Genomic DNA, 17202 nt, shown 5'->3' with positions numbered 1-17202 from the left:
AATTATTAAAAACTAAAAAAGCCACAATTTTTAATTGTGGCTTTTTTGTGCAAACTGTAATGGGGGTTTACAGTTCTTTATAGGTACTAAACAGTCTCACAAACTATGCCACAATAGTTAAAACTGCTCGTCGTATTGACTAATGTGCTTGTACACACCTGTGGTGGTGTTTGTGGTAATAAATTCAATGTTGTATTTATGAAATGCATCGCCCATTTCCATACCTGGTGTGCCTAGTGGCATTGCGGGTACGGTTAAACCGATAATATGCGCTGGGTGTTTTTCCGATAAAAATTGTTTAATAAACTTAGCCGGTACGTGGCCTTCAAACACAAAACCGTTGGCCGACACAGCTGTATGGCATGAGCGCTGGTTAGGCTTTATTTGATATTGCGATTTTATTAATCCCATATCGTCTGCATCAATGGCTTTTGTATTAATGTCGCTTTGATGTATATGCTCAATCCAGCCTTTGCAACAGCCACAGTTTTTATCTTTATAAACAGTAAGCTTTAACTCCTGTTTTTTGGGACTATCGGCTGAGCTAGTTGCTTTATGTACTTGCGGTGATTGCTCAGAGCACGCCCCCATAAGAGGCAGTGCTAGTGCTAAAAGCACGCTTGAGGTGATTTTAATTATACGCATAATTATCGCCTTAATTTGACCAATGAATATGAGTTATTTTCCAGCCTGAATCGGTGTTTTTTAAGGTGATTGACTCCATACCTGTGGCGCTTATTTCTTTACCTTTATAGTTGCCATGACTTTTACTTCTTGATACCGAGTAAGCCATATCACCATTAATAAACACTTGGTGCTCTAATAGGTCGCTGTTAATTGCACTTAGGTATTTCATGTCAGCTAACATGTGGTGGTTAGCGTATTCATCGGCTGAGCGCTCAACGCCGCCACCTTCAAAAATAATCACATCATCGGCTAGTAATTGTCGAGCAGTTACTTTATCGCCTTGCTTAAGCGCAGTATGAAATGAGCTAACAACTTTTGCTGCAGCACTGCTTACATTAACAAATAAAGCTGATTTTTTTGCGTGCTCTTCATCACCATGCGCGTTTACAGTAAAAGAGCTTGTTGCAGTAAGTAACAGCGCTGAGATCAATCCAAATTTAGGGTGTTTTATTAACATGTTTTTCTCTTTATAAGATAAATTATACGGGCGGCCCAACGAGCGTGGTAAATACACTGGTGGTTAGCAATACACACACGGCAATAACCATTTCAACAGAAATAGAACGCTTTAAAGTAACAACATGATGTTGCTGTGTAATTTGCGGAACTAAACGTAGTTTATGCCAAGCACCCAGTAGTAACATAGCACTCACTAACAACAGTTTTAACATTATTAGCTGGCCATAATTTGAAGTAAATAATACAGAAAATGAATTTAAGTATTGCCATAATATGGTTATACCAGATATGAGCAGTACCGCTATGATAATAATTGCTAGCTGTCCAAAGCGTTCCATTAAATGCTTTATCGTATTTAACGATAGCAGTTGGCAACTTTTATAAAGAGGCCATAGTGAGCCAATCCAACTAGCAATGGCAATTAAATGCAGTGTTAATATACTTTTAATTAATAGGCCTTTTTCGGCGCTGTGGCCGGTTAAGGTAAAGCTATAGGTAAGGATAATAAGTGCTAATAGTGTAATAACAAAATTAGCCACGTTAGCTGAGTTTGAATGGGGGCGCCAAGTGCACACCGCAAACAAGGCAATTATAAATGCAGGCACTCTAATACTTACCTGCTCACCAATTACTGATTGCCAAATTATATCCAGCATGAAGGGGTCTATCATGCCTGCAAAACCAGATTCAGCCATGGCCCCCGCTTCAATTGGTATTTGTAATATTGCACCAATAAAGCCCACCATAACAAGGGTGATTTGCCAGCGCTTTAAATACCGATTAAAACAGCTTAATTGTGTATCTGGCGTTGTACTCTCATTATTAAGTAAGCGCATTAGCAAGCAGCCCGCAAGGGCTGCAATAGCTAAATAGCTTACTATTTTTAATAATAGTAACAGCACTGACCAATCACTTAATTGCATTATATGACTACCTAATGATTATGTTGTTTATGGCTAGCCGCCATGTTTTTCATTTTAGAATGTGTGTCGCTGGCGTGCAGCATAAAGTCAAAATTGCCTGACATTTTATGGCCATCGCCACCAAGCGCTATCCATTTAACTGTGTAATTACCTTGTTCAAGCTTGGGTAACGGCCAGCTAAAGTTGCTATTAGCTTTTGCACTGGGTTTAAAGTTAAAATCTACTTGCTTGTTTGCAGCATCACTTAAGAGTACTTTGGCAAGTTGTACTTCGCCGCTAAACGTTAACGTAAGTTGCTCTGGGCTTTGCATTAGCATCGCACTATTTTGTGGTGTTGATTGCTTTAGCGAAATATGAGCTGATGCCGAAAAGCTTAAAGCTAAGCCTAAAATTGCCGCAATAGTTATAAATTTCATAGTTACCTCTTATTTTTAAATATTAAAACCAAAATTTTATACCGGCAACAAACTCAGTATCGTTGCTGCTCTGCTCGTTTAGCTTGGCGTAATCTGCTGTGCTACCAAATTTATTAGTCCACTCTACACCTACATAAGGTGCAAATTGGCGAGTAAATTCATAACGAACCCTAACGCCAATAGCAGTACTAGATAGCCCACTGCCTAGCTCATTTTGTTCATCGTCTTTACCATAAAATGTTATTTCAGCACGAGGCTGTATAATGAGCCTTTGTGTTAAAAGCAGCTCATATTCAGCTTCTGCTGTAAATGCTGTATTGCCGCTCTCACCTACATACGCTGTCATATCAAGCTCAAACCAATAAGGTGCTAAGCCTTGAATACCAAACGCTAACCATTGACGGTTTTTGCCTTCTTTATAATAATCGTAGCGAATACCGACTTGCGTATCCCAATAAGCCGAAATTGCATGACCCCATAAAATATCAGTTTGATTTTCTTCAAGCTTGCCATCACTAACATCACCCTCGGTTTTTATCACTAATCGATTAAAGGTGGTGCCGTACCAAGCTTGTAAATCGAAAACAGCAGCATCGGCTTGTTCGTTATACTCAAGGCGATCACCTAAAATAGCGTAAAACTTATGCTCATCCGCAAGGGTTAAGCGCTCGCCATCTGCTAAAGCATATGGCCCTTGCGTCAAGGTTGTGCCATTAGCATAAGCGTGTGGATCGCGAGCATTTTTAGGGGCATCGCCGCCTTGCGGCTGCATTTTATCGCCCGCCATATCGCCCGCCATATCGCCAGACATGTCGCCCATTTCAGTTTGAGCAAACACATGCAGGCTCAATAACGGTGCGCTAATTAATAGTGCACTAGTAAGTACTGTTGATAAGGTTAAATTTCTCATGATACAACCACCTCTCTAAACATACCTGCATCCATATGAAACAGTAAATGACAATGCCAAGCCCAACGACCAACATCATGTGGCGTAGTTAAAAAGCTAATTCTTTGGGCGGGCTGTACCATTATGGTGTGGCGGCGAACTAACACATCACCTTGATCGTTCTCCAAGTCGCTCCACATACCATGTAAATGCATAGGGTGTGTCATCATGGTATCGTTTTGTAAAATAACTCGTACCCGCTGATTATGCTTCATATGCACAGGGGTACTTTTACCAAACTCTAAGCCATCAAAAGACCAGCTGTAGCGTTCCATGTTGCCGGTTAAATGCAGCTCAATTTCGGCTTCAGGCGCTTGGTGGTCAACTATGCCATCAAGAGAGCGTAAATCTGCAAGTGTTAAAACTCGACGGCCGTTATTGCGCAGCCCAATACCAGGATCGTCTAAGTTTGTGCGTGGCGTATCAACGCGCATATCAACTGAGGCGCCATATTCTGTTTTAGCGTGGCGAACTTTCTGACTTGGAACAGCCAGTGGGTTTTTACCCATATTATGCTTACTATGGTCCATTGCCATTGCACCGTGGTCCATTGTGCTATGATCCATTGCCCCCTGATCCATACTGGTTTTGTCCATGCTAGCGTGGCCCATAGCGCTGTGATCCATTCCAGGCATAGCAGAGTGATCCATATTGCCCATCATATCCCGCATTGCTAACCACTCAACGGGGTCAAGTGCAGGCACTGGCGCATCAATATTAGCAGCGACAGACAAAGTCCCTTTGGCATAACCTGAGCGGTCCATGCTTTGTGCAAAAATTGTGTATGCGTCATTTTTAGGCTCAACAACCACATCGTAGGTTTCACCTGGACCAAAGCGAAACTCATCTACGGTAACGGGTTCAACATTTTGTCCATCTGCTTGTACCACAGTTAATTTTAACTCTGGGATACGTACATCAAAAAAGGTGTTACTTGAGCCATTAATAAATCTTAAACGTACTTTTTCGCCCGCTTTAAACAGCCCACGCCAATTAGCCATTGGCGCAGTACCATTCATTAAATAGGTCATTGCCGAAGCCGATAAATCAGCTAAATCGGTTGGACTCATTCGCATCTGGTTCCACATTTCACGTCGTTGAAGTGCATTAGCAACGCCGCTTGTTGCTACGTCATCAAAAAACTCAGGTACAGTGGGCTGATTAAAGTTAAACACATCCCCCTGAATTTTTAATTTACGGAATAACTCCATGGGATCATCATCAGTCCAATCAGAGAGTTGAATAATATGTTCATTATCTGCGCTGATAACATCTTGCTCACGAGGCTCAATAATTAACGCCCCATACATACCAGTCATTTCTTGAAAGCCACTGTGTGAGTGATACCAATAAGTACCGCTTTGTTGTAACTTAAATTTATAAACAAATGTTTCGCCAGGCATAATGCCTTTAAAGCTAATGCCCGGTACACCATCCATTTGATACGGTAAAATAATACCGTGCCAGTGAATAGAGCTAGGTACCGCTAAATTGTTGGTAACGCGAATGGTCACATCGTCACCTTCTTTAAGGCGTAATGTTGGCGCGGGAATAGAGCTATTAATGGTGGTTGCCATACGCACTACACCGGTAAAGTTTACTGGGGACTCATCAATAACCAGGTCAATAACTTTACCGCTCAACTCAGGCACAGTACCTGTTAATGTTGAAGCCGCTAAAGATGATGCTGCATGTAAAACAGTTGGAAAAGCTGCCAGCACACCGCCTGCAATTAATCCTTGAACAAAACGCCTACGTGGCTTTGAAATGTGCTGTAATGACTCTTTAAAACCCATTTTATTACACCTGAATAGCAAAATATGCATTGAGTATAATATTTAAACCTGACATCGACATGACGCGAACATTACAAAGTTGTAATCTTAATGTCATGTTGCTGTTGTAGCGCATATGGCATAGTGCTGTTTAAGTGATAACTAAAATTATAATAAAAGTAACAAAGGAATTATATGCGCTTACTAATCGTTGAAGACGAGATTAAAACCGGTGATTACTTAAAACAGGGCTTAACCGAAGCCGGCTTTCAGGTTTGTTTGGCGCGCAATGGCCTTGACGGTCACCATTTAGCAATGACCGAATTATTTGATGTGATTATATTAGATATAATGTTGCCCGATGTATCTGGCTGGCGAATTTTAGAGTCGGTACGAGAAGCCAAAAACGACACGCCAGTATTATTTTTATCGGCTCGCGATAGTGTTGATGACAGAGTAAAAGGGCTTGAACTTGGCGCAGATGATTACTTAATAAAACCGTTTGCTTTTTCAGAAGTACTTGCCCGCGTACGTACGCTTATTCGCCGTGGTGGCGTGCAAAAAGTGGCCGACATACTCACGATTGCAGACTTAGAAATGGATATACCAAAGCGTAAAATACAGCGAGCAGGCAAGCGTATTTTGCTCAGTAATAAAGAGTTTAGCTTATTAGAGCTACTACTGCGCCGAGAAGGCGAAGTGCTATCTCGCTCACTTATAGCGTCGCAAGTATGGGATATGAACTTTGAAAGTGATACCAATGTAATAGATGTTGCGATTAGACGCCTGCGGGGCAAGGTTGACGATGAGTATAGTATTAAACTTATTCATACAGTGCGCGGTATGGGCTATAAATTAGAGGTCGAAAATGCCCAAAATTAACGCTCGACCAATGTCGTTGACCATGCGGGTGGTATTGTTTATTGCTGTTACTGTAATAGCCTGTTTAACCTTAGTCGCGTCATTAATTAACTCCTCCATTGAGCATCACTTTATTGAGCAAGACAGTGGCGAGTTAAAGGTTATTAGCCAGTCAGTTGCAGCTGTTTTAGCCCAGCAGCATAGCTCAAGTGAACCTTTAGGGCAGGCATTATCTAAAGCTGTGGCAGGACATCATGGTGTTTATTATCAAGTAAATAGCCAGCAAGGAGCCTTAATTTACCAAAGTTCAGGTCGCGATTTTACTAAGCAGATTATGAGTGCGCCATCGGCGCTTGGTTTTAATCGCGATAACATAGTGCATTGGCAAGCCAATGATCATACCTATCGCGCATTAGTTAGCGACTTTAACGTGCAGCAACAGCATTATAAAATTACCGCCGCCATTGATATGAGTTTTCATAAACATTTTTTGCGCCAATTTAAACAAAGCCTATGGGTGATTATGTTTGGCTCAGCTGTGCTCATTTTACTCGTTGCTTGGTTTGCGGTACATCAGGGGTTAAATCCACTGCGTGGCTTAAGCAAAAAAATATATGACATTCAAACCCATAAAATGGATGTTAGGTTAGATGAAAGTAAAGTGCCAATTGAGCTGGTGAATATGGTGCATTCATTTAATGCCATGCTGGATAGATTACAAGATGAGTTTATGCGTTTATCAAATTTTTCTACCGATATAGCCCACGAACTGCGTACCCCGCTTACTAATATTATTACTCAAACACAAGTTGGCTTAACAAAACAGCGCGACCTTGTGCAATACCAAGAACTGTTGTTTTCAAACCTTGAAGAACTAGAGCGACTAACAAAAATGGTTAGTGATATGCTGTGGTTGGCAAAAACTCAAAATGGACTGATAAAAGCACAACAACAAGTATTACAAAGTGATGAAGAAATAGACGCGTTACTAGAATACTTTGATGCGGTAGCAGAAGATGCCAATATTACCTTTATTAAACAAGGTAGTAATGTTGAGTTTTATTGTGAACAATTACACTTTAGGCAGTTGTTATCTAATTTATTATCAAATGCGATTAGGTATACCCCAGCAGGCGAATCGATAACTATTAGTAGTGAGCGCACTGGAAATGATCAAGTGTGTATTGCGGTTACCAACCCAGGCGAAAAAATAGCAGCAGAGCATTTACCCTATTTATTTGACCGATTTTATCGCGCCGATAAATCAAGGCAGCGACAAGGCAACGGCGCGGGGTTAGGGCTTGCGATAGTAAAAGCGCTAGTTACAGCAAATGGGGGCAACATAGTGGTAACCTCAAACGCGAACACTCGCTTTAAAGTGTTTTTTAAACACGTAAAAAGTTAAGCTTAATCCTTTTATTAGCACAGTGCCTATAGCGTAAAATGCAGTGTTAATTTGTGGCTTTTGTGCAAACTGTAATGGGGGTTTACAGTTTGCATAAGCAAAAAACGAAAGTAACCTGCGGTTAGTTTTGTTTAACAAACCACGCAGTTGTAAATTAATCAGCCTAGGGAATCTGTTACTTTGTGTTTATTGTTCATTTTCTGTCTTTATTTTTTGCACTAAAAAGTCTACTGCCGCTTTTACTTTAGGTACTAAGTAGCGCTGTTTTTGATACAACAAATACACAGCCATATTAGCATTTTGAGTTATAGCTAACTCATGTTCAAAGTGAAGTTGTTGCAACTTACCTGAGTCAATATAAGGGGCTAACGCCCACCGAGTAGACATTAAAATACCTTCACCGTTGCACGCTTTTTTTGCTAGCCACGATCCGCTATTAGAAATAGCCACAGCAGGGCCAGATACATCATGCCATTGGCCGTCCATATTACATAACCAAGGCGTTGGCCCCGTTGGCGCTTTAAAATAAAGGCCATTATGCTGCTTTAGTTCCATCGCATTGTTAGGTGTTCCGTGTTTTTTTAAATAACAAGGTGATGCCACCGGAATAAAACCATTGTCCATTAACCTTATTGCTAGTACTCGCTCATTGGGTGCGTAACCACCGCGAATAGCAATATCAACATCGTCGCGTCCGAGTGTCGATAGCTGATCAGTTAAACTAACATCCAGCACTATTTCAGGGTATAAGGCGCTAAATTCATCTAGCAAAGGTAATAATATTTGCTCACCAAACCCCACCATAGAGCTAATACGTAAACGCCCCATTGGCGTTGTTTGATAACTGCGTACGGTTTCATTACTTTGTTCTAGTTGACTCAAAATTTGCTGTATATCGTTATAATAAATTTGCCCTACTTCTGTTAATTTAACGAGTCGGGTTGAGCGCTTTAACAGCGTAGCGCCTAAGCTTTTTTCTAAATCTGCAACGCGCCTTGATAACGACGACGGCGGCACGTTAAAAGTACTGGCTGCTTTGGTAAAGCTGCCAGTTTCGACTACTTTACTAAAATACCTAATTGCACGTAGTTGATCCAACGAGCTGCTCCATTTGTTGTTTTTAACTCAACTTTAAAATTGCCCTTGGGAATAACAAGGCTTTGAAAAGGACGTTGCTCATAAAAAGCTGAAATAAAATTAATATTTTACTAAACGCAGGAGTAAGGAAAACATTAATCCCTGGTTTTTTAAATGCAAAATTTAAGCAGAAAAACGCCCTCAAATTATCATAAAGCAGGCTCTAAAATTTATGTATTTATGATAGATTAATTTGTTTAAAAGTGACAATTATTCTATCAAAACAATGGGTAGCTTATCTGATTTTCCAGCTGTTTTTACTAAAATGATACTGTTGAAGAGTGTCAATTAAACTCGTTAGTACAGGCCCCGATTGATGGCTTCGAGAAATTAAGCATCCTACAGGCGTTAACCACCCATTGTACTCATGGGTAACAGGCAATGCGACAATATGGCCTTGGTTTATCTGCTCTTTTACTGATAGCTCAGGTACGTTTGCCCACCCCATGCCCGCATGAACTAACTCAACCAGTGTTTGGTGAGTGTTGGCATACCACAACATAGAGCTAATACCGTAACTAAACCATAACTCTTTATGTTCAGCACTGCGGTGTACACATTGTCTATAACGTTTTAAATCAGAGCCTTGCACTTTAGCTAGTTTGGCTAATTCGTGGGTCGATGATGCTACGGTTAAAAAGCGTGCTTGCCCTAGCAAGAAAAAATCCATATCCACCTTTAACTCACCGTCGGCATAAACAATACCGGCTTGCGCCCTACCCGAACGAACGAGTTGTTCTACATCAAAGGTTGAGGTGGTGATGATATCAAAGTGAGTTATTGGGTATTTATCGGCAAGCGGCATGAGAATATTTAAAAAGTCTGGGCTCATTACACTCTCATCAACAGCAATAACCATTTCATGCTCATGCTCTTTTGTTAGCGAGTCTATTGTTTGATCAAAATACTTTTGTTGATGCAAAATAGACTTTGCAATTGGCAGCAAGGTTTTGCCGTTATCAGTTAATACCGGAGTGTTTTTATCACGATTGAACAGCTCTTGATTAATGGCTATTTCAAGGTTTGCAATGGCTTGACTTACCCCCGATTGAGCACGCTTTAATTTACGAGCAGCAGCTGAAAAAGATCCGGTGTCGCATACAGTGATAAATACTTTCAATTGCTCGAAGCTATACATGGTGTGTCTGAGAGTTACAGGTATTTGGCTCAGATTATCACTATTCGTGATAGCTGTTAACTTTATCTGTTTTTATTGACTGTCATAATCGCCGCTTAATAATTTCGTTATCCTTTTTTATCACCTTTGTATTAATTACTTTGTGTTAATTGCCTAGTGTTAATCACTTAATTTTAAAGTAAGACCTTTATTGGAGAAATATAACAATGAGAGCTGTAGAGCGTGTGTTTCACTCTGTGTCATTTGAAGTAATAGCTGTAACTTTATCGATTGCCGGTTTAGCTGCTTTTACTGAGCACGATATCGCTGCATTATCAGGAACTATGATAGTTATTGCGAGTGTCGCCATGGTTTGGAATTATGCTTTTAATTGGGTTTTTGATCTTTATGTTAAAGGAGATAAAACTAAGCGTACTTTTTCAATGCGGCTATTTCACGTTACCTTATTTGAAGCGGGTTTACTGGTGTTAACTATTCCAATTATGGCTTATTTATTATCGGTGAGCTTATGGAATGCTTTTTTAATGGATTTAGGCGTGACTGTTTTTATCACTATTTATGCTTTTTTATTTAACTTGAGTTACGACCATATTAGAGCCGCAGTAATTCAGCGCCGAGCTTGTAATAACCAAGTTTAGCCTGTTGGCATAACTTTGCTGAGCTCGCCTGTTTTACTTAATTTAACGTAAATTATTACCAACAAAAATAACTTCTGTAGCTGGGGTTCCCTATTAAAAAATGTAAATAGGGAGCGCTAGTACCGCCACTACCTCCTTGCCAAATAGTTTTCTATTTTTGTCTTAAAAGCAAAAGTGATTAGCATTTACCCCTATATATAAGCAAATTAAAACCAGTAATAATGTGTTTAGCTTAAATAGTCCAGTCGCAGTGTATTAAGCACTGAGGCATTAATTGCATTTTAGGTAATTAAAAAGTCCCTTCACGTTAATGATGGAAAATTTATTATGATTACTTTGCACGGTTTTGCTGCTAGCAACTATTACAACCTAGTAAAACATGTACTTTTATATAAAGAACTGCCATTTAAAGAGCACCTTATTTACGGTGGTAGTGACGAGTTACTGGCAATGAGTCCTGCGGGTAAAGTGCCAGTTATAACAACATCTCAGGGCGTTAATATTTCAGAGTCGAGTGTTATTTGCGACTATATTGAAGAGTCATACCCAGATATTCCGCTTTATCCAAAAAATAGCACCGAGCGTGCAGCAGTGCGCCAAATTATGAAAATAGCAGAGCTGTACTTTGAACTGCCAAGCAGACGCCTTATACCGTATGCGTTTAGTGGTACAAACGCGCCAGAATCGCTTAAAAATGAGGTACGCCAAGTGTTAACCCTTGGTGTTACCGCCTTGAGTCGCTTATGTAAGTTTTCACCTTGGATTGCGGGTGAGCAGTTTACTATGGCAGATATTTACGTTTATCACGTAAATACCATAGTTAACGCTTTTGGTGCCAGCCAACTTAATTGGGATGTACTGGGTGATGTACCGGGAATGAAACAGTGGAACGACACCATGCGCCAATCTGCTATTGCGCAAAAAGTAGAGGTAGATCGGCTCGCAAACATGCCCGAGTTTATGCAAAAGGTCACAGCGCAAATTCAGGCAGCTAATGCTTAGCTATAAAACAGCCAATTCATTAACCTTATTGGTTTAACTAATTTAATAATGTGCAGGAGCAAATCCCGATGACAGACAAAAATATCCAACTTACTTCAACAATCAGCGAAGACAACACACTAACGCTTGCCTTACAAAACATCGACATGCCACAACCAAGTGCCGATGAAGTGGTTATTCGCATTGAAGCTGCGCCATTAAACCCATCTGATTTAGCGGTTATGTTCAGCGCCGCTGACATGTCTACAGCAACGCAATCGGGTACTGGGCAAAGCCCAGCTATTACAGCTAATGTGCCAGCTAAGTTTATGCCAGCGCTCAAAACACGTGTTAATAAAGCAACGGCTGTAGGTAATGAAGGTGCCGGTACTGTAGTTGCTGCGGGCTCATCGCCAGCGGCACAAGCATTAATGGGTAAAATGGTTGCTGTAATTGGCGGCGGAACGTACCGTCAATATCACTGCGTTAATGTACAAAGTTGCTTAGAGTTAAAAGAAGGCACTACCGCTAAACAAGGCGCATCGTCTTTTGTTAACCCGCTTACAGCATTAGCTATGGTAGAAACCATGCGCGCCGAAGGCCATAAAGCTATTATTCATGCGGCGGCGGCATCTAGCCTTGGGCAAATGTTAAACCGTATTTGTATTGCCGACGGTATTGATTTAGTTAATATTGTACGCAAAACAGAGCAAGAAACACTGTTACGTAACATGGGCGCAAAGTATGTGGTTAATTCTAGTAGTGAGTCGTTTGTTGAGGATTTAACCGCGGCAATTATTGCCACTGGTGCCACAATTGCGTTCGATCCAATTGGTGGCGGCCAACTAACCAGCGACATTCTTAACTGTATGGAAGCTGCTATAACTCGCGACGTAGAAGAGTATAGCGTGTATGGCTCAGATACTTTCAAGCAAGTTTATATTTATGGCGCACTTGATCGCGGCCCTATTACGCTAAATCGTAATTTTGGTTTTGCTTGGGGCGTAAATGGGTTTTTATTATTTAATGCGCTTGGTAAATTAGGCACTAATACGGTAATGGCAATGCGTAAACGTATAGCCGATGAAATTACCACTACATTTGCCAGCCATTACACCCACGAAGTGTCGTTGTCTGAGGCACTACAGTTAGTATCAATAGCGGCTTACTCTAAACAAGCCACAAGCGAAAAATACTTAATTACACCGCAAAGCTAATTAAAGCTCAGTAATTACTAACAAGTTAATTTTTAACTATTTAAATTACAAATAAATAAAAGCCGATACTGATTGCAGTATCGGCTTTTTATTTATAAATAGTAAATATTATAAAGTGAGAATAGCAGGCTGCTATAACCGCTTAGCTAACCGTTTTACATAAAAACGACCGGAGAAGCCGCATTATTTAAAATAGACACCACACTCCATGCTGCAATAGCATAATCGCCCGATTTAATTGTTAAATCTAAAGCTATTTGTTCACCTTTAACTTCAATTCTGTAGTCATCTCCAGCAAAGTTAGGCACAGCATCAATATTAAATTTAGTTGCTTTTGGCCCCGCACTTGCTAGCGAAGTTGCATAAATAACATTAAAAACATAAGGAAAAATATCAATAATTTCCTTAGCTGTTCCGCTAAAAACTCTTTCTGGCTCAGTTATGTTCATTAAGCCCTCTTTGTTAAAAGGGGTTCGAGCAATAAAACCAGGTGATTTTTTAGATGTTATTGTTACATCAATCGGTGTTGAACTCATAAATGAAGCGGTTTGAAGCAGGTTAAAGCCACCTGTTGCACCACCGGCAATGTATATTTTAGTATTATTTTTTAATGCTACTGCTATGGCTCTTTGGTACAAAGCTACATCTGCAAATGCCGCCGTAGATAACACAATTAAGTGCGAGCCAGCGGCTAATATTTTTTCACAATAATCGGTTACAGATACCGCCGATGCAGCTTCGGCTACAAACTCAGGCTTTAAAGCCATAAACGCATCAATATCTGTGCATGGTGTACAGTTAAAGTAATCAGCAAATTGTTTGGTTCTAATTGGGTTTCTGCCTAATACCGCAACTAGCTCGTAACCAGCAAGAGAGCCACTTTTTACAGCCTGAGCAATAGTTTGGCTTAAATAACCACACCCTATTAGTGCTAACTTCTTCTTCATTTTTACTATTCCTATTTAATTATTTACCGAAACGTCCTTACTGTGTGTGGTTTTAAGCGTTAATAGCTCAGCCTTAGTACAATTACCCCTATAAAAGCGGTCGTTAGCCCTAACAGCTCTTGGCGAGTAAACGACTCTTTTAAAATAATGCGTGAGTACAAAAGAATTATTAAAATATTCATACCAGAAATAGCAGAAACCAGCCCTGTATTGCCAATTGCAAAAGCCGATATTATTGCAACCATGCCAGCCACATTCGTCAATCCAATAAGTAACCCACAAGAAAACGTTTTTACTGGCGACCAATTAGGCCGAGAGTCATTTGTGTCACTGGCCTGTTTTTTGTTACTTACTAACCAACTAATAGCAAAAAGCAAACTACCAAAACCAAACATAGAGGTGAGCGTAGCGAACGTATCGGCCTCCAGCAAAGTAGACTGCTTACCTAGTAAGTCATTAAATGAAAAGAATAATGCAGCCAGTAACCCCCATTGCGCCCCTTGTAAATTAGTAAACGAAATATCATTAGAGTAGCGAATAATATAAAGCCCACCAAAAATAATAAAAAAGCCAATTAGCTGCAGCGTTGTTAAGGTTTCTTGCCATAATAAAAAGGCAAAAACCAACACAAATAAAGGAGTTAAACCCGACAAAATACTAATAAGCGAAGCCTTTCCAACCGAAAAACCTTTATGCAAAAAAGCATTCGCGGCAAAAGAGCCAAAGCCCAGCGCTAAGCCAACAGCAATATCAGCCCAGCCATACCACTTTTGATTTAACAAGGTTACACCCAAAATACTGATTATAAATCCGACAAAAAACACACCGAATAACAATAAGTTTCGATCAATTTTTTTCTGGGATGTCCATTGATACATTATGCCTCGTGCGCCAAAAAAAACCGTGGCGAGTAATGCAAAAATTATCCACATAATTAAATGATTCCTTTATAAATTAGAATGAAGTAGTCGCTCTAAGAAATGTTGCCATTAAATTGCATAGCCAACATGATCCCTTGCACCATTCTTAGCTTAAAATTGATAAGGTAATAAAGGCTTACAAAAACACCATATAAGAAAGTCGCAATATAAATAGTTTTAAGCTGTTAAACAGGCAAGGCAGCCAATTTTTATTTAACGACAGAACATTGCCTGCTATTTAATTAAACGATTAATAAAATACTAGCCTAGTATATTCACCTTAATTGATTTTATAAATAAGCATAAGCTGCATAGTAAATCCCATAAATGGCATTTAAAAGGTGGGTATTTGGTTTATATAAAACATCCCTCTATTGCGCTAAATAGTAATAGAGGCATGTTTTTTGAGGGGCTACTGGGATTTCTTGTTACTAAATAAGATTTTGTAAGGTTGATATTTGTCGTAAACCAAATTAAACACAAGTGTGTAAATAAGTATAAAGATTAAAAACCCTGCTTCTAAAATGGCAGCGCCCAGCCATGTAATATTTAAATAAAAAGCCATTGCAGGTAGTGCAATTACCACCATTCCTAGCTCAAAACCAATTGCATGGGTAATGCGTAAGGCCGATCCTCGCTCTAAACGATTAAAGCCCATAAGCTTGTCGAACATAATGTTGTAAGCATAATTCCACACCATAGCAAATAAAGATAAACCGATACCTACAACAAGCATTTTACCTGTGTCGAATCCACCAATAACAACCGATGCAGGTACAATTATACAAAGTACTATGACTTCAAAAAGAACTGCCTGAAATATTCGTTCAACTGTTTTCATTCTTAACTTATGCCTATTTTTTAATGACTAGGCAGCTATTTTCATCCATTATTAAGGTACTTTATAGTTACGTAGTATCTGGAAAAGCGATATGTTCAGCGTAGAACAACTGCAGGCATTTGTAACAACCGTTAATACTGGGTCGTTTTCGGCTGCTGCGCGGCATTTATGTAAGGCGCAATCAGTAGTAAGCCAGCACATAATTAATTTAGAAATAGACTGTAACGTCACACTTTTCAAACGTACAGGTCGATACCCACAATTAACCGATGCGGGTAAAAAATTGTTGCCACAAGCGATGGCATTACTTAATCAGCATCAGCGTTTAACTAATTCTGCGCTAACATTAAACGATCAAACGCCAAGAGAAATAACCGTCGCCTTAGACGAGGGGATCCCGCTAAGGGTTATTGCACAGGCTATTGCAGAGTTTCAAATTAAGTACCCTAATGTATCGCTTGAATTTTTAAGTGCGTCGAGCCTCGACATAATTGATATGCTAAAAAGCGAAAAGCCTTTAACAGGTATTATTTTTAGTGAATTAAATATTCCGAGCTATTTAGATTATGAATGTATTGGCTCGGTAAAGTTTGATTTATACGTTGCTAAATCGCACCCATTAGCGGGTCAGGTTTGTGAAAATATGGATAACTTACGTTTGCACCGCCAGTTACTTATTCGATCACGTAATACGCTAACAAGTAGTTTTCAATTAAAAATTAGCCCCGATACTTGGTATGCAGATAACTACTTTGTATTACTTGAGCTTGCAATACAGGGTTATGGTTGGTGCTTACTACCAAACCATGTTGCAGTAGAAGCGCTTACAAATGGTGAGTTAGTAAAACTAGCGCTAGAATTTGAAGACGTAGGTTGGCTTGCTAATGTAGATATACTCCAGCATCAGCGCCATAGTAGCCTTGAGGTTTTTAAACTACTCAGAAAACTGTTACGCAACTTATTATGAACTTAATTTATTGGTAGGTAGGTTGGTTTGAGCGCAGCGAAACCCAATGAAAAAAGGCAGTGCCAATTAACATTAGCGTTTTGTATTATCGATTGACCGAAAAGTGCCAAGTGTAGGTCGGATAAGCGAAGCGCCATCCGACACAGTAAAATATCTTGCCAATTTATTATCAGCATTTTATGTTGTCGAATGGCTAGAAAGTGCCAATTGCGGACATTGGCAACTCCCGCATAAGTTGCGGATTATAGTTGACTAAAATAAGCGAAGAATGAGCGACTGCCAACTGTTAGACATCCATTTTAATGCATTTGTTAGGCTTACTATTCGAATTTTCTCAGTACTTTTTCTCTATGAAATATTATTAAGCTACCCAAGCTAGCAATACCTATTACCAGCATAATTTTTATTCTATATTCAAAAAGCGTCTTTTGCACATCGTCATTTTTCTCTAAATATGCAAAGGCTTCTTCTTTTGACTCGAAAAGCTTTTTACCCTCATCGGTAGGGTGATTAGTACTCATAACTTTTTCTATAAACTGGCCATAAGCAAACTCACCAGATAGCTTTGTCATTCCAGCAATCAGGTTACCGCTAGTTTTATTGAATATTTCGTATATCTGATCCAAGTTTTCTTCAATAGAAAACGGAGATGCTTGATGTGCTAAGTTATTTCTAAGTTTTCTCAGTAAATGCAGACAATTAACTAAATCTAAAGGCAATAAGCGGCAAACGTAAGCTATATCCAACTTTGCAGACAAACTGCCAAAAGTGCATATTCTCATGCATCGCGATCACCTAATACTATCTAAGCCGATCACCTAATACCATCCATCGAGATCACTCAATACCATCGATGCCGATCATTTTTCGGTCAAAATGGTATTGAGTGATCGGCTTGAATGGTATCGTTCAATTTGTACACGTTTTTGTCTAGCCAGTAG

At 39.7% G+C, this 17202-nt stretch carries 18 protein-coding genes; 6 read left to right on the top strand and 12 right to left on the bottom strand.

Features of this window, described 5'->3' with window-relative positions; genetic code table 11:
* Nucleotides 1-117 precede the first annotated feature (117 nt).
* The 6 genes from J5X91_RS15145 to J5X91_RS15120 are packed head-to-tail and all read right to left on the bottom strand — an operon-like array spanning nucleotide 118 to nucleotide 5230.
* Complete coding sequence (locus J5X91_RS15145) at nucleotides 118-645, bottom strand: DUF411 domain-containing protein (RefSeq protein WP_182678669.1); 528 nt, start codon at nucleotides 643-645, stop codon at nucleotides 118-120.
* Between the two features lie 10 nt (nucleotides 646-655).
* On the bottom strand, nucleotides 656-1144 hold the full coding sequence (locus tag J5X91_RS15140) for a nuclear transport factor 2 family protein (protein WP_011329650.1): 489 nt from the start codon (nucleotides 1142-1144) through the stop codon (nucleotides 656-658).
* Nucleotides 1145-1166: 22 nt separating this feature from the next.
* Nucleotides 1167-2069 (bottom strand): CopD family protein, encoded by a 903-nt coding sequence (locus J5X91_RS15135; RefSeq protein WP_208835160.1) that lies wholly within the window; start codon nucleotides 2067-2069, stop codon nucleotides 1167-1169.
* A gap of 11 nt (nucleotides 2070-2080) precedes the next feature.
* Entirely contained in the window at nucleotides 2081-2485 is a 405-nt protein-coding gene (locus tag J5X91_RS15130) for a copper resistance CopC family protein (protein ID WP_011329652.1), read from the bottom strand.
* A gap of 22 nt (nucleotides 2486-2507) precedes the next feature.
* A complete protein-coding gene (locus tag J5X91_RS15125) occupies nucleotides 2508-3395 on the bottom strand; it encodes a copper resistance protein B (RefSeq protein ID WP_208835159.1) in 888 nt (295 codons plus the stop codon).
* A complete protein-coding gene (locus tag J5X91_RS15120) occupies nucleotides 3392-5230 on the bottom strand; it encodes a copper resistance system multicopper oxidase (protein WP_208835158.1) in 1839 nt (612 codons plus the stop codon). The genes J5X91_RS15125 and J5X91_RS15120 overlap by 4 nt, the downstream gene beginning before the upstream one ends.
* A gap of 174 nt (nucleotides 5231-5404) precedes the next feature.
* Here J5X91_RS15120 and J5X91_RS15115 point away from each other — a divergent pair, with 174 nt between their 5' ends.
* Together J5X91_RS15115 and J5X91_RS15110 are read left to right on the top strand one after the other, a co-directional pair.
* A complete protein-coding gene (locus tag J5X91_RS15115) occupies nucleotides 5405-6091 on the top strand; it encodes a heavy metal response regulator transcription factor (protein WP_086998455.1) in 687 nt (228 codons plus the stop codon).
* Entirely contained in the window at nucleotides 6078-7475 is a 1398-nt protein-coding gene (locus J5X91_RS15110; RefSeq protein ID WP_089369003.1) for a heavy metal sensor histidine kinase, read from the top strand. The genes J5X91_RS15115 and J5X91_RS15110 overlap by 14 nt, the downstream gene beginning before the upstream one ends.
* A gap of 186 nt (nucleotides 7476-7661) precedes the next feature.
* Here the strand turns inward: J5X91_RS15110 and J5X91_RS15105 are convergent, their stop codons facing one another.
* Together J5X91_RS15105 and J5X91_RS15100 are read right to left on the bottom strand one after the other, a co-directional pair.
* Complete coding sequence (locus J5X91_RS15105; protein WP_011329657.1) at nucleotides 7662-8573, bottom strand: LysR family transcriptional regulator; 912 nt, start codon at nucleotides 8571-8573, stop codon at nucleotides 7662-7664.
* A gap of 274 nt (nucleotides 8574-8847) precedes the next feature.
* The gene (locus J5X91_RS15100; protein WP_208835157.1) at nucleotides 8848-9750 is read right to left on the bottom strand and encodes a LysR family transcriptional regulator; all 903 of its coding nucleotides are present in this window, start codon (nucleotides 9748-9750) and stop codon (nucleotides 8848-8850) included.
* Nucleotides 9751-9956: 206 nt separating this feature from the next.
* On the opposite strand from J5X91_RS15100, the gene J5X91_RS15095 reads away from it, so the two are divergent.
* From J5X91_RS15095 to J5X91_RS15085, 3 genes are all read left to right on the top strand, one after another.
* Nucleotides 9957-10388 (top strand): PACE efflux transporter, encoded by a 432-nt coding sequence (locus tag J5X91_RS15095; protein WP_208835156.1) that lies wholly within the window; start codon nucleotides 9957-9959, stop codon nucleotides 10386-10388.
* 327 nt (nucleotides 10389-10715) lie between these two features.
* Nucleotides 10716-11390: a glutathione S-transferase family protein gene (locus J5X91_RS15090; protein ID WP_208835155.1), complete on the top strand. Its 675-nt coding sequence runs from the start codon at nucleotides 10716-10718 to the stop codon at nucleotides 11388-11390.
* Between the two features lie 68 nt (nucleotides 11391-11458).
* The gene (locus J5X91_RS15085; RefSeq protein ID WP_208835154.1) at nucleotides 11459-12586 is read left to right on the top strand and encodes a zinc-binding dehydrogenase; all 1128 of its coding nucleotides are present in this window, start codon (nucleotides 11459-11461) and stop codon (nucleotides 12584-12586) included.
* 155 nt (nucleotides 12587-12741) lie between these two features.
* On the opposite strand, the gene J5X91_RS15080 is transcribed toward J5X91_RS15085, so the two are convergent.
* The 3 genes from J5X91_RS15080 to J5X91_RS15070 all read right to left on the bottom strand — a co-directional run bounded on the left by J5X91_RS15080 (nucleotide 12742) and on the right by J5X91_RS15070 (nucleotide 15294).
* The gene (locus tag J5X91_RS15080) at nucleotides 12742-13533 is read right to left on the bottom strand and encodes an aspartate dehydrogenase domain-containing protein (protein WP_208835153.1); all 792 of its coding nucleotides are present in this window, start codon (nucleotides 13531-13533) and stop codon (nucleotides 12742-12744) included.
* Between the two features lie 59 nt (nucleotides 13534-13592).
* Complete coding sequence (locus J5X91_RS15075) at nucleotides 13593-14465, bottom strand: DMT family transporter (RefSeq protein ID WP_182678684.1); 873 nt, start codon at nucleotides 14463-14465, stop codon at nucleotides 13593-13595.
* 400 nt (nucleotides 14466-14865) lie between these two features.
* Nucleotides 14866-15294, bottom strand: a complete 429-nt coding sequence (locus tag J5X91_RS15070) for a PACE efflux transporter (protein ID WP_208835152.1) — start codon at nucleotides 15292-15294, stop codon at nucleotides 14866-14868.
* A gap of 91 nt (nucleotides 15295-15385) precedes the next feature.
* On the opposite strand from J5X91_RS15070, the gene J5X91_RS15065 reads away from it, so the two are divergent.
* On the top strand, nucleotides 15386-16261 hold the full coding sequence (locus J5X91_RS15065) for a LysR family transcriptional regulator (RefSeq protein ID WP_208835151.1): 876 nt from the start codon (nucleotides 15386-15388) through the stop codon (nucleotides 16259-16261).
* A gap of 320 nt (nucleotides 16262-16581) precedes the next feature.
* Here the strand turns inward: J5X91_RS15065 and J5X91_RS15060 are convergent, their stop codons facing one another.
* Nucleotides 16582-17043, bottom strand: a complete 462-nt coding sequence (locus J5X91_RS15060; protein WP_208835150.1) for a hypothetical protein — start codon at nucleotides 17041-17043, stop codon at nucleotides 16582-16584.
* Nucleotides 17044-17202: the final 159 nt, after the last annotated feature.

The sequence above is a fragment of the Pseudoalteromonas sp. K222D genome (assembly GCF_017653575.1).
GTDB lineage: Bacteria > Pseudomonadota > Gammaproteobacteria > Enterobacterales > Alteromonadaceae > Pseudoalteromonas > Pseudoalteromonas nigrifaciens.
Note: the sequence above shows the minus strand (reverse complement) of the source record. Positions and strands in the feature narration are given on the sequence as shown.

Coding starts and splice junctions, on each gene's coding strand:
- J5X91_RS15130 (WP_011329652.1), bottom strand. CDS start 2,485: ATGAAATTTATAACTATTGCGGCAATTTTAGGCTTAGCTTTAAGCTTT.
- J5X91_RS15070 (WP_208835152.1), bottom strand. CDS start 15,294: ATGAAAACAGTTGAACGAATATTTCAGGCAGTTCTTTTTGAAGTCATA.
- J5X91_RS15145 (WP_182678669.1), bottom strand. CDS start 645: ATGCGTATAATTAAAATCACCTCAAGCGTGCTTTTAGCACTAGCACTG.
- J5X91_RS15135 (WP_208835160.1), bottom strand. CDS start 2,069: ATGCAATTAAGTGATTGGTCAGTGCTGTTACTATTATTAAAAATAGTA.
- J5X91_RS15110 (WP_089369003.1), top strand. CDS start 6,078: ATGCCCAAAATTAACGCTCGACCAATGTCGTTGACCATGCGGGTGGTA.
- J5X91_RS15080 (WP_208835153.1), bottom strand. CDS start 13,533: ATGAAGAAGAAGTTAGCACTAATAGGGTGTGGTTATTTAAGCCAAACT.
- J5X91_RS15060 (WP_208835150.1), bottom strand. CDS start 17,043: ATGAGAATATGCACTTTTGGCAGTTTGTCTGCAAAGTTGGATATAGCT.
- J5X91_RS15125 (WP_208835159.1), bottom strand. CDS start 3,395: ATGAGAAATTTAACCTTATCAACAGTACTTACTAGTGCACTATTAATT.
- J5X91_RS15140 (WP_011329650.1), bottom strand. CDS start 1,144: ATGTTAATAAAACACCCTAAATTTGGATTGATCTCAGCGCTGTTACTT.
- J5X91_RS15085 (WP_208835154.1), top strand. CDS start 11,459: ATGACAGACAAAAATATCCAACTTACTTCAACAATCAGCGAAGACAAC.
- J5X91_RS15090 (WP_208835155.1), top strand. CDS start 10,716: ATGATTACTTTGCACGGTTTTGCTGCTAGCAACTATTACAACCTAGTA.
- J5X91_RS15095 (WP_208835156.1), top strand. CDS start 9,957: ATGAGAGCTGTAGAGCGTGTGTTTCACTCTGTGTCATTTGAAGTAATA.
- J5X91_RS15120 (WP_208835158.1), bottom strand. CDS start 5,230: ATGGGTTTTAAAGAGTCATTACAGCACATTTCAAAGCCACGTAGGCGT.
- J5X91_RS15100 (WP_208835157.1), bottom strand. CDS start 9,750: ATGTATAGCTTCGAGCAATTGAAAGTATTTATCACTGTATGCGACACC.
- J5X91_RS15115 (WP_086998455.1), top strand. CDS start 5,405: ATGCGCTTACTAATCGTTGAAGACGAGATTAAAACCGGTGATTACTTA.
- J5X91_RS15065 (WP_208835151.1), top strand. CDS start 15,386: ATGTTCAGCGTAGAACAACTGCAGGCATTTGTAACAACCGTTAATACT.
- J5X91_RS15075 (WP_182678684.1), bottom strand. CDS start 14,465: ATGTGGATAATTTTTGCATTACTCGCCACGGTTTTTTTTGGCGCACGA.